Annotated in this window: 20 protein-coding genes; 8 read left to right on the top strand and 12 right to left on the bottom strand. The window is 62.0% G+C overall.

Annotation, left to right across the window (positions count from 1 at the left end; genetic code table 11):
- Positions 1-110: 110 nt before the first annotated feature.
- The 8 genes from murA to GRO01_RS08920 all read right to left on the bottom strand — a co-directional run bounded on the left by murA (position 111) and on the right by GRO01_RS08920 (position 8,426).
- Positions 111-1,367 carry a UDP-N-acetylglucosamine 1-carboxyvinyltransferase gene (gene murA / locus GRO01_RS08955; protein WP_062511062.1) on the bottom strand — a complete coding sequence of 419 codons (1,257 nt, stop codon included), beginning with the start codon at positions 1,365-1,367 and terminating at the stop codon, positions 111-113.
- A 38-nt stretch (positions 1,368-1,405) separates the two neighbouring features.
- Positions 1,406-1,957, bottom strand: coding sequence for a dCTP deaminase (dcd, locus tag GRO01_RS08950; RefSeq protein WP_062511060.1), 552 nt, complete (start codon positions 1,955-1,957; stop codon positions 1,406-1,408).
- 92 nt (positions 1,958-2,049) lie between these two features.
- On the bottom strand, positions 2,050-2,964 hold the full coding sequence (locus tag GRO01_RS08945; RefSeq protein ID WP_062511475.1) for a DMT family transporter: 915 nt from the start codon (positions 2,962-2,964) through the stop codon (positions 2,050-2,052).
- A 6-nt stretch (positions 2,965-2,970) separates the two neighbouring features.
- On the bottom strand, positions 2,971-3,150 hold the full coding sequence (locus GRO01_RS08940) for a hypothetical protein (protein ID WP_062511058.1): 180 nt from the start codon (positions 3,148-3,150) through the stop codon (positions 2,971-2,973).
- Complete coding sequence (locus GRO01_RS08935) at positions 3,140-4,324, bottom strand: glycosyltransferase family 4 protein (RefSeq protein WP_062511056.1); 1,185 nt, start codon at positions 4,322-4,324, stop codon at positions 3,140-3,142. Before GRO01_RS08935 ends, GRO01_RS08940 begins: the two co-directional genes overlap by 11 nt.
- Before the next feature lie 188 nt (positions 4,325-4,512).
- Positions 4,513-6,744: a pyrroloquinoline quinone-dependent dehydrogenase gene (locus GRO01_RS08930; RefSeq protein WP_062511054.1), complete on the bottom strand. Its 2,232-nt coding sequence runs from the start codon at positions 6,742-6,744 to the stop codon at positions 4,513-4,515.
- Positions 6,744-7,124 carry a hypothetical protein gene (locus GRO01_RS08925; RefSeq protein WP_062511052.1) on the bottom strand — a complete coding sequence of 127 codons (381 nt, stop codon included), beginning with the start codon at positions 7,122-7,124 and terminating at the stop codon, positions 6,744-6,746. Before GRO01_RS08925 ends, GRO01_RS08930 begins: the two co-directional genes overlap by 1 nt.
- 150 nt (positions 7,125-7,274) lie before the next feature.
- Positions 7,275-8,426: a hypothetical protein gene (locus GRO01_RS08920; protein ID WP_174787425.1), complete on the bottom strand. Its 1,152-nt coding sequence runs from the start codon at positions 8,424-8,426 to the stop codon at positions 7,275-7,277.
- Between the two features lie 268 nt (positions 8,427-8,694).
- Between GRO01_RS08920 and dnaK the strand changes: the two genes are divergently transcribed.
- Both dnaK and dnaJ read left to right on the top strand, forming a co-directional pair.
- Entirely contained in the window at positions 8,695-10,599 is a 1,905-nt protein-coding gene (gene dnaK, locus GRO01_RS08915; protein WP_062511049.1) for a molecular chaperone DnaK, read from the top strand.
- 143 nt (positions 10,600-10,742) lie between these two features.
- Positions 10,743-11,885, top strand: a complete 1,143-nt coding sequence (gene dnaJ, locus GRO01_RS08910; protein WP_062511047.1) for a molecular chaperone DnaJ — start codon at positions 10,743-10,745, stop codon at positions 11,883-11,885.
- 57 nt (positions 11,886-11,942) lie between these two features.
- Here the strand turns inward: dnaJ and aroE are convergent, their stop codons facing one another.
- Positions 11,943-12,797, bottom strand: a complete 855-nt coding sequence (gene aroE, locus GRO01_RS08905; protein ID WP_062511469.1) for a shikimate dehydrogenase — start codon at positions 12,795-12,797, stop codon at positions 11,943-11,945.
- Between the two features lie 78 nt (positions 12,798-12,875).
- The gene (locus tag GRO01_RS08900) at positions 12,876-13,328 is read right to left on the bottom strand and encodes an RrF2 family transcriptional regulator (protein ID WP_062511045.1); all 453 of its coding nucleotides are present in this window, start codon (positions 13,326-13,328) and stop codon (positions 12,876-12,878) included.
- An 80-nt stretch (positions 13,329-13,408) separates the two neighbouring features.
- Here GRO01_RS08900 and hmpA point away from each other — a divergent pair, with 80 nt between their 5' ends.
- The gene (hmpA, locus tag GRO01_RS08895) at positions 13,409-14,590 is read left to right on the top strand and encodes an NO-inducible flavohemoprotein (protein ID WP_062511043.1); all 1,182 of its coding nucleotides are present in this window, start codon (positions 13,409-13,411) and stop codon (positions 14,588-14,590) included.
- Here the strand turns inward: hmpA and GRO01_RS08890 are convergent, their stop codons facing one another.
- The gene (locus GRO01_RS08890) at positions 14,591-15,199 is read right to left on the bottom strand and encodes an FMN-dependent NADH-azoreductase (RefSeq protein WP_062511041.1); all 609 of its coding nucleotides are present in this window, start codon (positions 15,197-15,199) and stop codon (positions 14,591-14,593) included.
- Positions 15,200-15,290: 91 nt separating this feature from the next.
- Here GRO01_RS08890 and GRO01_RS08885 point away from each other — a divergent pair, with 91 nt between their 5' ends.
- Entirely contained in the window at positions 15,291-15,716 is a 426-nt protein-coding gene (locus GRO01_RS08885) for a winged helix-turn-helix transcriptional regulator (protein WP_062511039.1), read from the top strand.
- 24 nt (positions 15,717-15,740) lie between these two features.
- On the top strand, positions 15,741-16,487 hold the full coding sequence (gene dapB / locus GRO01_RS08880) for a 4-hydroxy-tetrahydrodipicolinate reductase (protein WP_062511038.1): 747 nt from the start codon (positions 15,741-15,743) through the stop codon (positions 16,485-16,487).
- A gap of 64 nt (positions 16,488-16,551) precedes the next feature.
- Here dapB and GRO01_RS08875 read toward each other — a convergent pair whose 3' ends face one another.
- The gene (locus tag GRO01_RS08875; RefSeq protein ID WP_141306955.1) at positions 16,552-17,340 is read right to left on the bottom strand and encodes an SDR family NAD(P)-dependent oxidoreductase; all 789 of its coding nucleotides are present in this window, start codon (positions 17,338-17,340) and stop codon (positions 16,552-16,554) included.
- Between the two features lie 301 nt (positions 17,341-17,641).
- Between GRO01_RS08875 and metK the strand changes: the two genes are divergently transcribed.
- The 3 genes from metK to GRO01_RS08860 are packed head-to-tail and all read left to right on the top strand — an operon-like array spanning position 17,642 to position 21,216.
- Complete coding sequence (metK, locus tag GRO01_RS08870) at positions 17,642-18,826, top strand: methionine adenosyltransferase (protein WP_011252436.1); 1,185 nt, start codon at positions 17,642-17,644, stop codon at positions 18,824-18,826.
- Positions 18,827-18,841: 15 nt separating this feature from the next.
- On the top strand, positions 18,842-19,537 hold the full coding sequence (trmB, locus tag GRO01_RS08865) for a tRNA (guanine(46)-N(7))-methyltransferase TrmB (RefSeq protein WP_080504733.1): 696 nt from the start codon (positions 18,842-18,844) through the stop codon (positions 19,535-19,537).
- 38 nt (positions 19,538-19,575) lie between these two features.
- Positions 19,576-21,216, top strand: a complete 1,641-nt coding sequence (locus GRO01_RS08860; protein ID WP_062511037.1) for an electron transfer flavoprotein-ubiquinone oxidoreductase — start codon at positions 19,576-19,578, stop codon at positions 21,214-21,216.
- Positions 21,217-21,264 lie beyond the last annotated feature (48 nt).

The raw sequence follows: 21,264 nt of genomic DNA, 5'->3' as shown, positions 1-21,264 counted from the left end.
GCCTTTTTTCAAAAAGGCGGAGAGACCTGAAGCTTTTTGGAAAAAGCTTCACCAAAAACTTTTATAAATTATTCAGGGCAGCCCGATCGCCGGGCGCCCTGTTCTGCCTGTTAGTCTGAAACGCGGGCGATGTCGGCACCGCAGGCGGCGAGCTTGCGGTCCACGCCTTCATAGCCGCGGTCCAGATGATAGATGCGGCTGAGCTGCGTCTCGCCTTCTGCTGCCAGCCCGGCGAGGATCAGCGAGAACGAGGCGCGTAGATCAGTCGCCATGACCGGCGCGCCCGACAGCTTCGGCACACCGCGGATGATGGCGGAACGGCCATGCACGTTGACGCGCGCACCCATGCGGTTGAGCTCCGGCACGTGCATGAAACGGTTCTCGAAGATCGTCTCGGTGATCATGGATGCACCTTCCGCCACCGACAGCATTGCCATGAACTGCGCCTGCATGTCCGTCGGGAAGCCGGGATACGGCTCGGTCATGATATCCACCCCCTGAAGCGTGCCGCTGCGGCGGACACGCAGGCCGCGCGTTTCTTCCACGACCTCGACGCCAGTTTCCTCAAGCGTGCGGATCACGGAGCCCAGATCATCGGCACGTCCCCCTACGAGCAGCAGATCGCCGCCCGTGATGCCGGCTGCGCAGGCATAGGTGCCGCACTCGATACGGTCCGGCATGACGGCGTAATGCGCGCCGTGCAGCTTCTCCACACCGTCGATGACCAGCGTGCCTGAGCCTTCGCCCGTAATCTGCGCGCCCATGGCGTTGAGGCAATGCACCAGATCACTGATTTCCGGCTCACGCGCGGCATTGACGATATGGGTGCGTCCCTTCGCCAGCGTCGCGGCCATCAGCAGGTTCTCGGTCGCGCCCACACTGGCAAACGGCAGGATGATCCGGTCGCCCTTCAGTCCGTCCGGAGCGGTCGCATTGATGTAACCGTTTTCGAGACGGATCACGGCGCCCAGCGTCTCAAGCCCCTTGAGATGCATGTCCACGGGGCGCGTTCCGATGGCGCAGCCGCCCGGTAGAGAGACTTTCGCCTCACGGGCGCGGGCCAGAAGCGGACCGAGAACCAGAATGGACGCGCGCATCTTGGAGACGATGTCATACGGCGCCTCGACGGAGCCGATCTCGCCCCCGATGGACAACGTGCGCGGCCCGGCGTCCTCAACCGTGATGCCCAGCCCCACCAGCAGGTCACGCATCGTCTTGATGTCAGCGATGGCCGGCACATTGGACAGCACAAGCCGCTCGGACGTCAGAAGGCCTGCGACCATGAGCTTGAGGCCGGAGTTCTTGGCCCCCCCGATCTCGATTTCGCCTGTCAGGCGGCGGCCACCGCGAATGATGAAACGGTCCATGGTGCGATCCTTGAGAAACAGGCCTTGAGAGCTGGGCTTTAGAGGCGGGGCGTGGTGACGCCGGACTGGCGCATGTATTTTCCAGCACGGTCGGCGTAGCTGACCTCACAGGGGCTGGCACCCTGGAAAAACAGGAACTGGCAGATGCCCTCGTTCGCATAGATTCGCGCGGGTAGCGGCGTGGTGTTGCTGATCTCGATCGTGACCTGGCCTTCCCATTCCGGCTCCAGCGGCGTGACGTTCACGATGATGCCGCAACGCGCATAAGTGGACTTGCCGAGGCACACCACCAGCGTGTCACGCGGGATACGGAAATATTCGACCGTATGCGCCAGCGCAAAGCTGTTTGGCGGGATGGTGATGTCGCCCGTACGGGTCACGAAGCTATTGGACGCGAAGTTCTTAGGATCGACGACGGCGCTGTCCACATCTGTAAAGATCTTGAATTCTTCAGCCACGCGCGCGTCATAGCCATAGGACGACAGGCCGTAGGAAATGACGCCTTCGCGCTTCTGGGCCTCCACGAACGGCTCGATCATGCCTTTTTCCCGGGCCATCTGGCGGATCCATGTGTCGGGCATGATGGGCATGAAGGCACTCCTGAACGAGGGCGACAAAAATTGCCCTGTGCGTCTAACCCACCTGCTCTAGCGAGCGATGCGCGATCACGCAATGTGTCGGATCAGTCATTTTTCGTGAGGGTCTGTGGTTCACGTCCCAGCAGGGCTTCCAGCCATTGCGGACGCAGTTCGCTGGTCAGCACGCCTCCTACGATCAGCGCAGCACCGAGAAGGGTCGCAGGAGGCAGATGATCACCCGCCAGCCACCCGACAAGGCCGCCCCAGACCGGCTCTCCGGCATAGATTACCGCCGCCTTGGTCGGCGAGACGGATTTCTGCGCCCAGTTCATCACGACCTGCACGAGGGCGCTCAGGCCACCCAGCGCCAGTGCGCAACTGAACCAGACCCATGAAAAAGCGGGAATGGCCTCCCCCGAAACCGGCATCATAAGCCCGGCGAAAAGGCTTCCGGCAAAGAGCTGCATGACCGTAACGCGCAGACTGTCCACGCCCCGAGCATAGAGACTGATGAGCACGATCTCGGCTGCGATGGCAATAGCGGCACACAGCGTCAGCAGATCCCCGCGCCCGAACGACAGCGACAGTGCCGCTGGTCCGGCCAGACAGACCAGTCCGGCAAACGCCAGCGCAATTCCGAGCCAACTCATCAGATGCGGCGCTTTGCGCAGGAACGCCCACTGGAAGATCGGCACAAGCGGCACATAGAGCGCGGTGATGAAAGCGGAGCGGCTGCTGGTGATGTCCCGCAGGCCCGCGCTCTGCAACACGTAGCCGGTCGCCAGCGCAACGCCGATCAGCGCACCCGCCCGCACTTCGCGCCAGTTGAAGTCCAGCAGTTTCCGTCCGGCCAGCAGCCCGACGAACACCGCCGCCATCATGAAGCGGACGAAAACGAAAAAGCGCGGCCCGCAATGCTGCATGGCGATATGCAGCACGAGAAATGTTCCGCCCCACAGCACCGTCACGCCTGTGAGCGCCAGTTCCTGCGGCGTGGGAAGCGGAAAATGCCGTTTCACAGGCACTCAGCGATCATCGGTGGATGATGGGCCGGTTTCATCCTGCGGGCGGGCACGCTGCTGCTGTTTGCGGCGCATCAGATTGGCCCGGAGCGCCTTGGCCTCACGGTTCTCCCGCTCTTCCTTCGCGGCCGCGGCGCGGTCACGGATGATCTGTTCTGTCGGTTTTGCATCCTTACTGGTCATGGCTGTATTCCTCGAATGTTTCCCGCAGACGGGTGCCCAGAAGTTCGTCATACACACCCAGCGTTCGGGCCTGCATCAGCGTCGTCGTATAATTGGCGATGGCATGGGCCCGGGCCTTTTCCGCCAGCCAGTCCAGCGCATCATCATCCGTTTCCAGAACGCTTTTCAGGGCGTCGGCCAGGGCTTCCGGATCATCGGGAGGCACAACCAGACCCGTCTCGCCGGGCAGGATCGTCTCCATCATGGCTCCCTGCGCCGTGCCGATCACGGGGCGGCCCATCATCTGCGCTTCCACCAGCGTGCGTCCGAACGGCTCGGGCCGGAGCGAGGGGGCCACGACGACGCTCGCCAGTTCGCAGGCCGCTGGCATGTCGGTGCAGGTTCCGGCGAAACGGACATGCTCTTCCAGGCCCAGTTCCCGCACGCGCTGTTGCAACCGGCGCGAGAATTTCCGGTCGTTCTCCGGGCCAGCCAGAACACAGATCCAGCCTGTTCCCATCCGCGAGCGCAGCAGACCCAGCGCCTCGACCAAAACCCCCTGCCCTTTCCATGCCGTCAGCCGCGCAGGCATAAGGATGATCCTCGCCTCGACAGGCACACGCCAGGCCTCGGCCAGTTTCTGCACGCGCTCGCCGGAGACCGTGCCGGGCGTGAACTCCCGAAGGTCTGCCCCGCGCGGAATGACCCGCAGGCGGCTCTCCGGCACGGCGTATTCGCTGCGCAGGCGGTGGGCGATGAACTCCGAAATCGCAATGACCCGGGTGCCGCGCGCCAGCACGGAATTATAGAGTTTCTTGGCCCGCCATTTCGCCTCATGCACGCCATGCCATGTCGTCACGAGCGGAATGTTTTCGCGGCGGCAGGCGATCCACGCCGCCCAGGCCGGAATCCGTGAGCGGGCATGGACCAGATCTACGCCCTCGCTGCGAATGATGGCCTGAAGATCCCGCGCCCGGCGCAGCACTGCGACAGGGGATTTTTTCTTCAGATCAAGTTCGATATGCCGCGCGCCGGCGTGACGGAGCTGCACCAGTAGCCGGCCGGGACGCGAGGCGACCAGTGCCGTGCCGCCCCCTTGGGTGATCGCCGCGGCAATCTCGACAGCCCCGCGCTCCAGCCCGCCGGTGCCCAGCGCCGGAAGAACCTGAAGGATGACGGGAGAGCGGTCAGTCATGACAGTCGGAGGTGGCCTGTTCCGGGAAGAACTCTGTGAACGAAAACAGCCTGTAGCCGGGTCTGGAAGCGCTTCCCACCCGAAAAATGGAAAAAACGGCTCCGGAAACGACAAAGGGGCGGTCTCCGTGCCATTTCCGGCACGAAAACCACCCCTTCCATCATCCGGAGGCCTCAGCCCCCGCTTTATCAGCCCTTGTGATCAGGCAGTGCGTAAACCACCAGCTGATCGCTGACCGGCGTCATCATGAAGTGATGACCACCTGCCATGATAGCAACGTACTGATGACCATTGGCTTCATAGGTCATCGGGTTGGCCTGACCACCGCCCGGCAGGACCGCGCTCCAGACCACCTTGCCGGTGTGTTCGTCGATGGCACGGATCTGATTATCCGTAGCCGCTGCGATGAACACCAGACCACCGGCCGTCACGACCGAACCACCATTGTTTGGTGTGCCGATTTCCCAGGGAAGACCGGTCGGCAGACCCCACGGACCGTTGGCACGGGCCGTTCCCAGCGGATGCTGCCACAGCACCTTCTGACCGTGCTTCATGTCGATGGCCGTGATCATGCCATAGGGCGGGCGGTTGCACATCATGCCGGTGTACTGATCCCAGAACGGGGTCACGACGATACCGTAAGGCGTGCCGTCCATGGCGCCGTTACCTTCGGCTCCGCCACCACCCGGCTTGTAGTTCGGATCGTCGACCGGCATCAGGCCAAGCTGGTCAGCCTTCTTGCGGGTCACGAGCTGGTCGTACATCGGAGTGATGTTCCAGTTCGCAATCAGAATGCCGCTCTGCGGGTCATAGGACATGGAGCCCCAGTCGCTACCGCCGTTATAGCCCGGATATTCGATCCAGGGCTTGTCGACGCTCGGCGGCGTGAACTCACCCACATAGTTCGCACGGCGGAACTTGATGCGGCAGAAGAGCTGGTCGATGGGGGACATGCCCCACATGTCCTTTTCCTTCAGGTCCGGCACGCGCAGGGCCGGGAAACCCGTGGACCAGGGCTGTGTCGGCGAACGCGGATCACCCGGGATCACCCCCGGTGACGGAGCAGGACGCTCCTCGACCGGCAAGATGGGCTTGCCGTCACGACGGTCGAGCACGAAGGTCTGGCCACGCTTGGTTGGCATGATGAGTGCAGGAACAGGCTGACCATCCGGGCCGGGCATGTCCATGAGCGTTGCCTGCGAGCCGATGTCATAGTCCCAGACGTCCTTATGGACGGTCTGGAAGACCCAGCGCGGAGAACCCGTCTTCACGTCAAGCGCGACGACTGCGGAGGAAACCTTGTTTTCCGCATCACTGCGCAGGGCGCTGTAATAGTCGGAAGCAGAGTTGCCGGTCGGGACGTAAACGAGACCCAGAGCATTGTCACCGGTCATGGCGGCCCAGGAGTTCGGCGTACCACGGCTGTAATGGTTGTTGCCGGTTGGCTGGCTGTGATCGTCGGGGCGGTTCACGTCCCAGGCCCACAGGAACTTGCCGCTTTCGGCGTCATAACCACGGATGACACCCGACGGAGCCCAGCGGCGCTGACCGTCCAGAACCTCATGGTTGACCACGACCACACCGTTTACGATCGGCGGCGGCGTCGTCATGGAAACGAAGCCTGGGACGGACTCGCCCATACCCTGCATCAGGTTGACCTGACCGCCATTACCGAAGTTCGGGCACAGATTGCCGGTCGCCGCATCAACGGCGATCAGACGCATATCGAGCGTGCCTTCGAGGATCCGGTTATGGCAGGGCTGGCCTTCCGGCACCTGCGACGACGTGAAGTACGTCACGCCCTTACACGCTGCGGTGTAGGGAATGGCTTCGTATTTCTCGTTGATGTTGTGGCGCCAGATCTCTTTGCCCGTGGTCGGGTCGAGCTTCATGATGTCGTTCTGCGCCGAACACATGTAGAGGCCGTCACCCACCTTGATCGGCGTGGTTTCAGCGGCCCATTTGTTCGTCTGGCCCGGACGGGGATGGCTGCCCGTGTGATAGACGAAAGCGACCTTGAGCTGATCGGCGTTCTGCGGCGTAATTTCAGACAGGGGCGAATAGCGCATCTGGCTATCGTCATGGCCGTAGGCCGCCCAGTCACCTGCTGCGGGGTTGGCACTCTGCTGCGGAACCATCTGCGGGACGTCGTTCGGATCCATGGATCCGATGTCAGGCAGGTTGGCGGCATTCACGCCCGGCGCCTGGGGCGCATAAGGCGAAGGGCCGGAAAAGCGGCTTTTCGCAGCCGGTGTGTTTTCGGTCGGCTCGAAGGAACTGCTGCTGCCATTGCCGGGGCCCGGCACGGTGGATGTCGGTGCACCACCACTCCCGGCGGGAGCAAACTGGGCATTGGCGACCAGCGGTGCCCAGGCCAGTGTGGCACAGGCAGCAGTGGCAAGAAGATGGGATCTGCGCATCAGACTGCTCCCCTCAGGGTACGGCGGGTTTCCATCCGGCGAAGAACCGGGATGGTGAGGGCGACAAGGATGCCAAGCAGCGTCGGGCCAAAATCACGCGGGAGAAGATCAACCGGGCTGAAGCCCACTTCCCACAGTGACCAGATCCATGTGTAGGCAAGCGCACCCAGATAAAGGAATGCGCCAAGAGTACGTCCCATAACCATGAAGACACCGCTGGCAACCAGCAGGATGCCACAGAGAACATAATAGACGGACCCGCCCAGCATCGCGAGGTCAGCCCCGCCGATTACGAAGAACAGCCCCACCAGAACGATAACAACCCCAAGGACCAGCGTAAGCCACTCCGTCAGGGTCCTGTTGCCATAAGTATTCGGCATTGGTGAAAGCTCCTGCACTGAAAGCCCGGACGGTAATTCCAGACTTTCAGGAAAGCTACGCTTCTTTTCCAATATTGCTGAATATTATTCTAACAAAACCGTGTGATAATACAGTTCCACTTGGATAAATTCAAATGTGCGTTATCTTTATTACCCAGCTGGAATTGTCACGACTGCACCACCCGTGTGATTTGTGGCCGCAAGAGCCGCAAGCACCTGCACCATGGTGAAGGCCAGTTTGCTCTGGAAATCCCGGTCGCTGATCCAGAACCAGGTGTTGTTGTAGCTGACCGCAGCATAACGCGCGTCGGGCTCTTCCTTGCCTGAATGGATCACGACTTCCGGGCGGTTCTCAATCCCGACCTGCCCGATTGTAGGCGGCGTACGGCCGGTCTTGATGTCGTCTTCCGGGACTTCGACCTCATAGGCCAGCTGCGTCAGCATCGCGAGCATGGAACGGGTGAGAATAGCGATCTGCTTGCCGGGATGCTTGGGATAGGGTCCGTAAACGATCTCGGCCTCTTCTGCGCCCGGATCGAGATGCAGCAGCCGGCGTACTTCCGCCTGAATCGCCAGCAGATTGCTGTCCGACGTGGAAGTCAGCACAAGATAGGAGCGTTCTGCGCCGCCGCCATTACCAGCATTGTTATTATCGGATTTGCCGCCGTTCTTTTTGGCGTCAGGGGCCGGAGTCCCTTCGTTGGTGATACGGATCGTCATGGCCCCGGCAATCTGGAGCTGTCGCAGATCGTGCAGCAGCAGATAGAACCTGACAGAACCGCCCCCGAACGGCCCCGCGCCAAGACCGCGCACATTGGACAGGCCATCAATGGACTGCGCCGTCAGACGCAGCAATGTGTCGATCGGCAGACCGCCAAGGCTGAGTGGCATGATAACGGTTGGCGAAATCGGCCGGACTACGTTCTCGGCATATTGCTGGCCGGTCACCGGCTGATAGGTGAAGGTCGGGTTTTCCCCGAGGGACATCGTTCCCGTGCCAAACAGGTAATTCCCGACCGCCGTTGCCGGATAGGCATAGAAACCGCCACTGACGCTCTTGGAAACGCTGTAGCCCGCAATCACCTGCGTTGTATCGAGAAATGTCGGGGGATCGGCATAGCGCAGCCGCACGATATTGAGCAGCATCTCGTGCTTCTGGGTATCGCCCAGGGCGCGGGAATATTCGAGCTGGTCATTCCGCAGCTTGCCCGGCCCCATCGGGCCACAGGCAGAGAGGCCGGTTGCGGAGAAGCAGGCCAGGGCAGCCAGCAGCGTGGCACGAAAGTAAGAATGATTCGGCATGGCTGTGTCGAGACTGTCCCATTGGCAGGCAAAGCGGAAGGCACAACCTTACTAGAGGGCGCAGGCCATATCTGAAACACTCATCTTCCCCTTCGGCATGCGGGAAGAGAACATTCTCGACGAAATGTGTCGTGCAAGTGCTTGAAACGCCTTGCGGCCTTGCCTAGATCAGTAGTCGGAACACAGCCCGTGAGGGTCTGGATACGTCAATAGGGTCCGATCCGGTGCCTCACAGGGCCGGGACGGACCGCTGAGAGGACAAGAACATATGAGCAAAGTCATTGGCATTGACCTTGGTACCACCAACTCCTGCGTTGCAGTGCGCGAGGGTGACGAAACCAAGGTCATCGAAAACAGCGAAGGCGCCCGCACGACGCCGTCCATGGTCGCTTTCACCGATAACGGTGAGCGTCTCGTCGGACAGGCCGCAAAACGTCAGGCTGTCACCAACCCGTCCAACACCCTGTATGCCGTCAAGCGTCTGATCGGCCGTCGTTACGACGACCCGACCGTCCAAAAGGACAAGGAGATGGTGCCGTACGCCATCGTCCGTGGCGACAACGGCGACGCATGGGTTGAAGCCCGCGGCGAGAAGTATGCCCCGTCGCAGATCGCAGCCTATGTTCTGGGCAAGATGAAGGAAACCGCCGAGAGTTATCTTGGCGAGACCGTCTCCCAGGCCGTCATCACGGTTCCGGCCTACTTCAACGATGCCCAGCGTCAGGCAACCCGTGATGCCGGCAAGATCGCCGGCCTCGAAGTCCTGCGTATCATCAACGAGCCGACCGCAGCAGCCCTCGCCTATGGCCTTGGCAAGCGCGATTCCGGTACGGTGGCCGTGTATGACCTTGGTGGTGGTACGTTCGACGTCTCCATCCTCGAGATCTCCGACGGCGTGATCGAAGTGAAGTCCACGAACGGTGACACGTTCCTGGGTGGTGAAGACTTCGACAACCGCATCATCGGCTTCCTGGCTGACGAGTTCAAAAAGGACCAGGGCATCGACCTGCGTGGTGACAAGCTCGCCCTGCAGCGCCTAAAGGAAGCCGCCGAGAAGGCCAAGATCGAGCTGTCCTCCTCCAAGGAAACCGAGATCAACCTGCCGTTCATCACGGCTGACGCTTCCGGTCCGAAGCACCTTGTCGTCAAGCTGTCCCGCGCCAAGCTGGAAAGCCTGGTTGAAGACCTGATCCAGCGCACGCTCGGCCCGTGCCGTGCAGCCATCAAGGATGCGTCCGTCTCCCCGAACGAGATCGATGAAGTCATCCTGGTCGGCGGCATGACCCGTATGCCGAAGGTCATCGAGACGGTTAAGGAATTCTTCGGCAAGGATCCGGCACGCAACGTCAACCCTGACGAAGTGGTTGCCATCGGTGCAGCCGTTCAGGGCGCTGTCCTGAAGGGTGACGTCAAGGACGTCCTGCTTCTCGACGTGACGCCGCTGTCGCTGGGTATCGAGACGCTGGGTGGCGTGTTCACCCGTCTGATCGACCGCAACACGACGATCCCGACCAAGAAAAGCCAGACCTTCTCCACGGCTGAAGACAACCAGAATGCCGTGACCATCAAGGTCTATCAGGGCGAGCGTGAGATGGCAGCTGACAACAAGCTGCTGGGCAACTTCGACCTGCAGGGCATTGCACCGGCGCCGCGTGGCGTGCCGCAGATCGAAGTCACCTTCGACATCGACGCCAACGGCATCGTGAATGTGTCCGCCAAGGACAAGGCCACGAACAAGGAACAGCAGATCAAGATCCAGGCTTCTGGCGGTCTGTCTGACTCCGACATCGACCGCATGGTCAAGGACGCGGAAGCCAATGCAACCGCTGACAAGGCCAAGCGTGAACTGGTCGAACTGCGCAACAGCACGGAAAGCCTCATCCACCAGACCGAGAAGTCCATCACCGAAGGTGGCGACAAGGTTCCGGCGGCTGACAAGTCCGAAGCTGAAGCTGCAATCGCCGAAGCCCGCGAAGCTCTGGGTGGCGAAAACCTCGACACCCTGAAAGCTGCCAGCGAGAAGCTGACGCAGGCTGCCATGAAGGTTGGTCAGGCTGTGTATCAGGCTGGCCAGGGCGCTGAAGGTGGCGCTGCACCGGAAGGCGAGAAGAAAGACGAAAACGTCGTTGATGCCGACTTCGAAGACCTCGAAGACGACAGCAAGAAGCACTGATCGGGTGACTTCCGCAGACGGGGCTGAACGCTCCGTCTGACCCTGTTTTCCGAGGGCGCCCGTTCCCGCAAGGGGGTGGGCGCCATTCTTGTTTTCCGGCCCTCGACAGGGACCGCCCTTCAGGACCGCCCCAAGGACCGAACATGGCCACCAGAATCGACTATTACGAATCCCTTGAAGTCTCCCGCACGGCCTCGCAGGACGAGCTGAAGAAAGCCTTCCGCAAACAGGCCATGCGCTACCATCCCGACCGTAATCCGGGTGACGATGCCGCCGAGCAGAAGTTCAAGGAAATCAATGAAGCCTATGACGTCCTGAAGGACGAGCAGAAGCGCGCGGCCTATGACCGCTACGGCCATGACGCCTTTGAAGGTGGCATGGGCGGAATGGGCGGCGGCTTCGGTGGTGGCTTTGCCGGTGCAGGCGGTCTGGGTGACATCTTCGACCAGATGTTCGGCGACATGATGGGGGGACGCCGCGGTGGTGGCCGCCGGACCGGGGCGGATGTCCAGGTTCAGGTCGAGATCACGCTGATGGAAGCCTTTAAGGGCGTGACGAAGGACGTCGAAGTCCGGACGCGCGTGACCTGTGAAGCCTGTCACGGCTCGGGTTCGGCCGATCCGAAGGCTGGCAGCAGCACCTGCCCGACCTGTCATGGTGCGGGCAAGGTCCGCGCACAGCAAGGCTTCTTCCTCGTCGAGCGTCCCTGCCCGACCTGTCATGGTTCGGGGCGCACGGTCGCCAATCCGTGCAAGGTCTGTCATGGCACGGGCACGGAAGCGAAGACGGAAACCATCAGCATCGACATCCCGGCCGGAGTCGAGGATGGCACCCGCATCCGCATGGCCGGCAAGGGCGAGGCCGGTAGCGAAGGCGTGCAGCCGGGCGACCTGTACGTTCACATCTCCGTCCTGTCGCACGACATCTTCCAGCGCGACGGATCGAACATCTACTGCCGCGTTCCGCTGCGCATGACGCAGGCGGCTCTGGGTACGGAAGTCGAGGTTCCGGTCGTGGATGGTGGCCGCAGCAAGGTCCGTATTCCTGCTGGGACGCAGACCGGCGAGACGTTCCGTCTGCGCGGCAGGGGTTTCTCGGTCCTGCGCTCCTCGGCCCGTGGGGACATGTACATCCAGGTCTCGGTCGAAACGCCGAGCCATCTGACGAAGCGGCAGCGCGAACTTCTTGAAGAGTTCGAGAAGGAAGCCGGGGACGACCACGCCAAGGGCAGCCCCGAAAACAGCGGCTTTTTCGCCAAGGTCCGTGACTTCTTCGAAGGCCGCTGATCTTCCAGATCTGCAAAAAACCCGGTGCTCTCTTCGGAGACGCCGGATTTTTTCATGTCAGGCCGCGCCGAAAATATCCTTCAGGGTCTGCTCCATAACGCCGGCATCCAGCGTTTTGCCCAGCCAATGCTCCACGCCAATCACGCCCTGATTGACCAGCATTCCGAGCCCGTCGAGCACGGTGCAGCCCCTACCTTCTGCTTCGTGCAGCAGGCGCGTTCTGGGCGGGTTCGGGATGACATCGGCGACAATCAGTCCTTTGCGCAGGGTTTCGACCTTCAGCGGCGGCATAGCGTCCGCATCGCCCAGACCAATGGAAGTCGCGTTGATCAGGATGTCCACGTCTTCCGGCGCACTGGCCTCGCCGTCCCATGCCTGAACGTCGGCTTTGGCGGATGTGTTGTCCCGCACCAGTGCGGCAATGGTTTCGGCTTTTTTGGGATCGCGGTTCATGACCGTGATATGGGCGGCGGACGCGAGCCCCAGTTCCACGGCAATAGCGCGCGCAGCCCCGCCCGCGCCCAGAAGCAGGACCTTTTTCCCTGACGGGTCCGCGACCTGTTTCAGAGACGCCAGAAAGCCCTTCCCGTCCGTATTGTCGCCGATCAGGCGCCCGTCCCGGATGGAGACGCAGTTCACCGCACCTATGATCCGGGCGGACTCCGCCAGTTCGTCCAGATGCTCGATCACCGCGACCTTGTGCGGCAGGGAACAGTTGAACCCGACCCATTCCATGGCCCGCGCACCCGCGACCGCGTCCTTCAGGTTCTCCGCTTTGACGTCGCAGTTAATGTAACGGGCATCGATGTCGTGGTGCCGGTACGCGGCCTCGATCATGGCGACGGTTGGGTTGTCATCGCAGGGCGTGGAGAACGATCCGGTCAGGATGCTGCGGAAGTTCTGCTGGCTCATGAGAGGCTCCTCGGATTTGTGGCGGTCTTTCGACATGACGCACTGGAGCGCGGAAGGTCCATTCACATTCCGGAAATCTCAGTTTTCGTGAGGCAGGCCCAGACCAAAAAGTGCAGCCTCGCGACCTGTCAGCAGATCGGCGAGCGTATAGCGGTCCAGCACCGCCAGAAACGCGCCCAGCGCATCGCCCAGCACGCCGCGCAGCACGCAGGCCGGAGACAGGACGCAGGGTCGGCCGTCCGTGCTGTTGCGGCCCTCGCAATCCACCAGCGTCATGTCGTCTTCGGTAAAGCGGACGACCGCGCCCACGTTGATTTCTGAAGCCGGACGCGCGAGCTCAAGTCCACCACCGCGCCCGCGGACGGTCGTGACGAAACCGCCCTGCCCCAGACGGTGCACGACCTTCACCAGATGGTTCTCGGAAATGCGATAGGCCTGCGCGATCTCGCGGATGGAGACGCGGCGTGACGTGTGAGACCCAAGGTGGATCAGCACGCGCAGGGCGTAATCGGTGTGCAATGTCAGGCGCATGACGACTCCTCTGCCAGATTGACAGGCTCAGGTCACGTTTCTAAAGGTGTATATCAGATATATCTTTAAGGGGACCGCTCATGTCCACTTCCGCCGACCGCAGCCTCACGCCCGAGACCATCGCCATCATCAAGGCGACCATCCCGGCGCTCGAAGCCCATGGCGTCACGATCACGTCCGAAATGTACCGCCGCCTGCTGGCCGATCCCGCGATTGCGGAAATGTTCGACCCGACGCACCAGTCCAACGGCACGCAGCCCCGGGCGCTGGCCATGGCCGTTCTGGCTTATGCAAAGAACATCGACAATCTGGGTGTGATGGGCGGTGCGGTCGAACGGATCGCGCAGAAACATACGAGCCTCGAAATCCAGCCGGAACATTATCCGCATGTCGCCACGGCTCTGCTCGGCGCGATTTCGGCCGTTCTGGGGGATGCCGCAACGCCGGAAATCCTCGACGCCTGGGGCAAGGCCTACTGGGCGCTGGCGGATATCCTGATCGGCCGCGAGCATCAGCTTTACGACAGCAGCGCCCATGCCGAAGGCGGCTGGACCGGCTGGCGTCCGTTCCGCATTGCCCGCACTGTTCCGGAATGCGCGAATGTCACGTCGCTCGCACTGGAGCCTGTGGATGGCAAGCCGGTCATCAGTGCCGTTCCGGGACAATATCTGGGCGTTGATCTGGATATTCCGGACCATGGACGCACGCGCCGCAATTACAGCATCACGTCCAGCCCGAACCGGAAGGACTATCGCATCAGCGTGCGTCATGTTTCGAATGGCGTGGTTTCGGGCTGGCTGAACAGCGGAAAATGTGAGGGAACGCAGATCCTGCTGTCGCCGCCCGCCGGCAATTTCATGCTGCCGGAAAAGGTCGAGGGACCGCTGGCGTTTGTCTGTGCCGGGATCGGTATCACGCCAATGATCGGAATGCTGGAAGCGCTGGCCCGGCCCGGTGGCACGACGCCCGTTCATGTCGTGCAGATCGCCCATTCCGCCGAAACCGCGCCGTTTGCGGAGCGTCTGGCGGAACTCTCTCACAACTCTGCGGGACGCATCCGGGTGGTCACGCGCCTGACGGAGAAAGACGGTCGCCCGACTGCCGCCTGGGTGGCCGAGCAGCTGCCCGGCGGAGTCTCGACCTATCTGTGTGGTCCGACAGGCTTCATGCGTGACATGGTGCACGGCCTGCCGTCAGCCGGCGTTCCGGCCGAGCGCCTGCGTTACGAGACGTTCGGACCGGATACCGGTGTGACGGACTGATTAAAGCGCGCTGGCCTTCTGTTCCGCGTCCGACAGGATGCGGGCACGGTCGGCGCCACCGTTCGTGGCAAGGCCCTCGGCCTCGATCACGGTAAGGTCCGTGATGCCGATCATGGCGAATACGGATTTCAGATAGCTGAGCTGATGCTCAAAGGATGCGGCCGGAGAGCCTTCGCCATAGAGGCCGCCACGGGCCACGGCGAGCACGACCTTCTTGCCATTGGCCAGACCTTTGATCCCGCCGCCGGACGTGTAACGGAACGTCTGGCCCGCCACCATGATACGGTCGATCCAGGCCTTGAGCTGGCTGGGAATCGACAGGTTGTACATCGGCACGCCAATGACAACGATGTCCGCGGCCTTGAAGTCCTTCAGGGCATTTGCGCCAGCGATCAGTTCGGGACGGCCCGAAACATCCGGCGTCAGGTCCTTGCCGAGCCAGGACAGCGCTTCGACATCCAGATGCGGCAGCGGATCGCTGGCGAGGTCGAGGGAAATGACCTCGACGGACGGATCTTTCTTGCGGAACTGCGCGACAGCGGCGGCACTGACGTGACGGCTGGCGGAGCTGTCACCAAGGATGCTGGAATCGATGTGGAGAAGTTTCATTTTGATCTTTCCGGTTCCTGATCGTAACCAGCACCAGATAAGGAACCTTTGAACCCCGCCGCAAGAAGGCACATTCCGGAGCCATAGGCACATGGATGTTCGCATCAGCGAGACTACCCAATCCCCCACTGCGTCTCCATCCCCGCCAGACTGCACGCAGAACAGCGATGCCTGTGCCGTCATCCGCTCCATTCTGGCGCGCACGACGGACAAGTGGAGCATCCTGATCGTCAAGTCGCTCGGGCGCGGGCCGCACCGTTTCAGCGAACTGCGCCGTGCGATCGACGGGATTTCACAGCGGATGCTGACCCTGACCCTGCGCAATCTGGAACGCGACGGCCTCGTCCTGCGGACCGTCACACCGACGACTCCGCCGCGCGTGGATTATGAGCTGACGACGCTCGGGGAATCGCTGTGGACGCTGACCGAAGCCTTCGGTCAGTGGGCGCTGTCGAACCGTCCCGAAATCGAGGCGGCCCGTGCCCGTTTCGATGCCCGGCTTGACGCCAACACCTGATTTTTTCGTTCTGATGGACCGACCATGACCCTGATTTCCGCTCCCCGCATTGGTATCGCCGGCATTACGGGCCGGCTTGGAACGCTCTGTGCCGAAGAGGCCGGGGACGCCCTCGTCGGCGGCCTTTCGCGCACCGCAGACGCCCAGCGCAACATCACGACTGATCCCGCCGCGCTCGCGAAAAGCTGCGATGTCGTGATCGATGTCAGCCATGCTTCGACCGTGCCGGCTCATGCGACAGCCTTCGCACAGGCCGGATGCGCCTGGGTTCTGGGGACGACGGGGCTCGATCAGGGCGCGCAGGATGCCGTGAACGCGGCGGCGCAGCATATTCCCGTTCTTCAGGCCGCCAATTTCTCACCGGCGCTGACGCTGTTTCTGGAACTGGCGCGGCAGCTTGGGGCGGGGCTGCCAGATTATGATGCGGAAATCCTGGAGGTTCATCACCGCCAGAAACTGGACGCGCCATCCGGCACGGCACTGGCGATTGGCCGGGCTGTAGCGGAAGGGCGTGGAGTCAATTTCGAGGACGTGGCCCGGACCGACCAGAACGGCCGACGTCCGGATGGCGCGATCGGATTCGCCTCCCTGCGCGGCGGGCAGATCGTGGGCGAACATGATCTCGTTCTGATGGCGGCGGATGAGCAGATCACCCTGTCCCACCGCGCCCTGGACCGCAGGGTCTTCGCAAGAGGCGCCCTGCTGGCCGCAAGATGGTTGGCCGGACGCCCCGCCGGCCTCTACACAATGGCCGACGCCTTAAAACGCTAACTTAAAACAGGGTGCAGGGATCAAGATCCCTGCCGGGCCCGGGCAGAGCCCGGACACCCCCCAATCAACCACCAGCAATCGGCAGGTTCACCCCCGTCATGAAGCTGGAATCATCCCCCAGCAGGAACGCCACCACACCGGGAATCTCGTTGATGTCGCCATAGCGGCGCATCGGGACGCTGCCGATCATCTGCTGGGCTACGACCTTGGGATCGGTGGAGAAATACTGGCTTCCGACCTTGGCCTGAAGCTCGACCTGACGCTCCCACATGAAGCCGGGCCCCATGTAGCCGGGACTGATGGCGTTCACGCGGATGTTGTAGGGGGCGAGATCCAGCGCGGCTGTTTCGGTCAGGGCAATGATGGCACCCTTGGACGCGCCATAGGCAGCCATGTTCGGCGGTCCCTTCACACCAGCCATGCTGGCGGTGTTGACCACACGACCGTAGTTCTGCGTGATCATCTGGCGCGAGACAGCTTTCAGAACATGAAAGGCGCCCGTGACGTTGATCGTCAGCACGCGCGCGAAATCGTCTGACGGGTAGTCCTGCACGGGGGCAAAGGCGCCCTGATAGCCGGCATTGTTGAACAGGAAGTCGATCTTCCCGAAGTCCCGGACCACGGTATCCACCGTCCCGATCACGGCCTCTTCGGACGTGACGTCACAGACATAGGAGCGGGCCTCGACACCCTTTTCACGGACGGAGGCTTCCGCCTTTTCCAGGGCCTCGCGGTTCATGTCCAGAAGGGCGATGGCCGTGCCCTCTTCTGCCAGACGAAGGGCGGTCGCAAGACCGATATTGCCACCCGCGCCGGCGACCAGACAGACTTTACCGTTAAACTTCTTCGACATTCCGAATGCCTCAAACTCTGTTTTTCCCGGGACCGCACCCGTGACGGGCAACAAGGGTCGCGGGAACACGAACGCAGCATGGACGGTGTCGTTGAAAAATGAAACGGGTGCCTACGATCTCTTTTTTGTGATTTGTAGCCGGTTTCCGGGACTTTCCCGCAGAAAACCGCGTTCAGCCTTCACGCAGCCCCTTGACCCTTGCGCCCAATTCCGCCAAGCCGTCCCCTCCCTGAATGCCACAGCCTGTCTGCCAAGACACCCTGTGGCCCTTCTCACCACTCATTCCCTGCGAGGTCCCTGAGTGCGCAATCACGGCGATTTCCTTTTCACGTCCGAGTCCGTTTCCGAGGGCCATCCCGACAAGGTGGCGGACCGCATTTCCGATACCGTTCTGGACGCCTATCTGCAGGCCGATCCGGAAGCGCGTGTTGCCTGTGAGACGCTGGTCACCACCAACCGCGTCATCCTGGCCGGTGAAGTCCGCGGCCCCAAAGAGGTCGAGGACACGCTGATCGACCGTGCCCGTGAAGCCATCAAGGACATCGGCTACGACCAGGAAGGTTTCTCCTGGAAGAAGGCCGACATCACCTCCTACCTGCACGCACAGTCCGCAGACATCGCCCAGGGCGTTGACAGCGGCAGCGACAAGGACGAGGGCGCCGGTGACCAGGGCATCATGTTCGGTTACGCCACGCGCGAAACCGAACACCTGATGCCTGCGCCGCTGTATTACGCACAGACGATCCTCGAGCGCATCCGCGACTACCGCAAGAACGGTGACGCCCGCGGCGTCGGCCTTCTGCCGGATGCCAAGAGCCAGGTCACGCTGCGTTATGTCGATGGCAAGCCCGTTGGTGTTACGTCCGTCGTGATTTCCACGCAGCATGTCGAGGGCATGAGCCAGAACACGATCCGCGAGACGCTGCGCGACGTGGTCAACGGCATCCTGCCGGAAGGCTGGACCTGCCCGGAAGACGAGTTCTACGTGAACCCGACCGGCAACTTCGTCATCGGCGGACCGGACGGCGACGCCGGCCTGACGGGTCGCAAGATCATCGTCGACACCTATGGTGGCGCAGCCCCGCATGGTGGTGGCGCATTCTCCGGCAAGGACCCCACGAAGGTGGACCGTTCGGCAGCCTATGCCGCACGTTACCTCGCCAAGAACGTTGTGGCTGCCGGCCTTGCCGACCGCTGCACGATCCAGCTCAGCTACGCCATCGGCGTGTCCAAGCCGCTCTCGGTCTATGTTGACCTCGACGGCACGGGCAAGGATGTGGACGAAGCCCGTCTGGGTGCGATCCTCAACGAAGTTGTGGACCTCTCCCCGCGCGGCATCCGCAAGCATCTGCGCCTGAACCGTCCGATCTATGTTCCGACCTCCGCTTACGGCCATTTCGGTCGTGCGCCGGATCCTGTTCTGGACAACTTCACCTGGGAGCAGACCGATCTGGTCACCACGCTGCGTGGCGCCCTGAACCGGTAATCTGGCAGAAAACCCCTGGTCGAGTCTCTCAAACCCCAGCCGGAGCGGCTTTACGGCCGCCAGCGCGGCCATCCGCTCCGGGCCCGGCAGCAGCACCTTCTTGAGAAGGCGCTGCCCCGGCTTTCCTTTACCTCACCGGAGAATCCCGCTGCGGGATTCTCCGATGCGGTTTCGCGCGTCTTTCTCGAAATCGGTTTTGGCGGCGGCGAACATGCCATCGGCCAGTCCGAACTGAACCCGGATGTCGGCTATATCGCCTCCGAGGTTTTCGAGAACGGTCTGTGCTCCCTGCTTTCGCGCCTCGTGCCCGAAGGCGAGGAAGACACGGCCACGCCGCCGCCCCATTTCCGCATCTGGGCCGAAGATGCCCGCCTGCTGCTCAAGGACATGCCCGATGCGTGTCTGGACCGGGCGTATCTGATGTTCCCGGACCCGTGGCCCAAGGCCCGGCACGCCAAGCGCCGCTTCGTGCATCCGGAAAACATTCGACAGATGCACCGCGTCCTGAAACCCGGCGCCATCTGGCGCGTCGCCAGTGACCATCCTGTCTATCAGGAATGGGTCACGGAAGTGATGGGCCAGCAGGACCTGTTCGATGCGCCCCCCCCGGCCAAGGAACGTCCCGAAGGCTGGTCGCCCACGCGTTATGAGGCCAAGGCCTTCCGCGAAGGGCGCGTACCGTTCTACTGGACTTTCACACGCCGTCCCTGAACTCTCCAACCCTGTTATTCAGCGAGTTTCCTGACATCATGACCCAGATCGAACGCGAAGAAATGGAATTCGATGTCGTGGTGGTCGGTGGCGGTCCCGCCGGTCTGTCCGCCGCGATCCGCCTGAAACAGCTGATGCCGGATGCGGGCATCTGCCTGATCGAAAAAGGCAGCGAGATCGGCGCCCATATTGTCTCGGGCGCCGTGATCGAGCCGCGCACCCTCGACGAACTTCTGCCGAACTGGCGCGATCTGGACGCCCCGCTGCGCACGCAGGTGACGGAAGAGCGGATGCTGTTCCTGACCGAAACGCGCTCGTTCGAGGTGCCGTATCTGGATCGCGTGATGCCGCAGATGGCCAATCACGGGAACTATGTCGTCTCGCTCGGCGAAGTCTGCCGCTGGCTCGGCGAGCAGGCCGAGACCCTTGGCGTGGAAATCTATCCGGGCTTCTCGGGCGCAGAACTGTTCATTGAAGACAACCGTGTGGCCGGCGTCATCACAGGTGACATGGGCATTGAGCGCAATGGCGAGCACGGGCCGAACTTCACGCCCGGCATGATCCTGCGCGCCAAGCAGACCATCCTGACCGAGGGCGCACGCGGCTCCCTGACCGGCCATGCCATGAAGCGTTTTGGCCTGCGCAAGGGCGTCGATCCGCAGACCTATGGCCTCGGCGTCAAGGAAGTCTGGGAAATTCCAGCGGAAAAGCACCGTCCCGGCCTCGTGCAGCACAGCTTCGGCTGGCCGCTCGACGACCACACCTATGGTGGTGCCTGGCTCTATCATTTCGGGGAAAATCTGGTCAGCTTCGGCTTCGTGACCGGCCTCGATTACGCCAACACCTATCTGTCCCCGTTCGAGGAAATGCAGCGCACCAAGCTGCACCCGGCCTTCCGGGAACATTTCGAGGGCGGCAAGCGTCTGATCTACGGCGCACGCGCCCTGTCCGAAGGCGGTTTCCAGTCCATTCCGCGCCTGACCTTCCCGGGTGGTGTGCTGGCTGGTGATTCGGCGGGCTTCCTGAATGTGCCCAAGATCAAGGGCACGCACACGGCCATGAAGTCCGGCATGATCGCAGCCGAAGCCGTGGCCGAGGCTCTAGAAAAGGACAAGAAGGAAGCCGCCAGCATGACGGCGCGTGTCCGTCAGTCCTGGCTGTGGTCCGAACTGCGCGATGTCCGAAACATTCGCCCGGCCTTCGCGAAGTGGGGCATGAAGCTCGGCGCGATCTATGCCGGCATCGACAGCATGATCCTGCGCGGCCGTGCCCCCTGGACGCTGCATCATCCGCATGCCGACAACGAAACGCTGCGCCCGGCCTCACTGTGCAAGAAGATCGAATATCCCAAGCCTGACGGGAAGATTACCTTCGACCGTGTCAGTTCGGTCTTTCTGAGCGGTACGAACCACGAGGAAAACCAGCCGGTTCACCTCAAGCTGCGCAACGAAGCCATCTGGCGCACCGTCAATCATGACGTATTCGATTCGCCGGAAAGCCGTTACTGCCCGGCCGGGGTGTATGAACAGGAACAGACGGGCGAAAACGCCTGGCAGCTCCGGATCAACGCCCAGAACTGCGTGCACTGCAAAACCTGTGACATCAAGGACCCGACGCAGAACATCGAATGGTGCACGCCCGAAGGCGGCGGTGGTCCGAACTATCCCGTCGGGATGTGAATTTCTTCCCGCAGACGGGCGCATCCGGAGCGGAATGTGACTTTTTCA

This window comes from Gluconobacter roseus NBRC 3990 (assembly GCF_006538885.1).
Lineage (GTDB): Bacteria > Pseudomonadota > Alphaproteobacteria > Acetobacterales > Acetobacteraceae > Gluconobacter > Gluconobacter roseus.
Note: the sequence above shows the minus strand (reverse complement) of the source record. Positions and strands in the feature narration are given on the sequence as shown.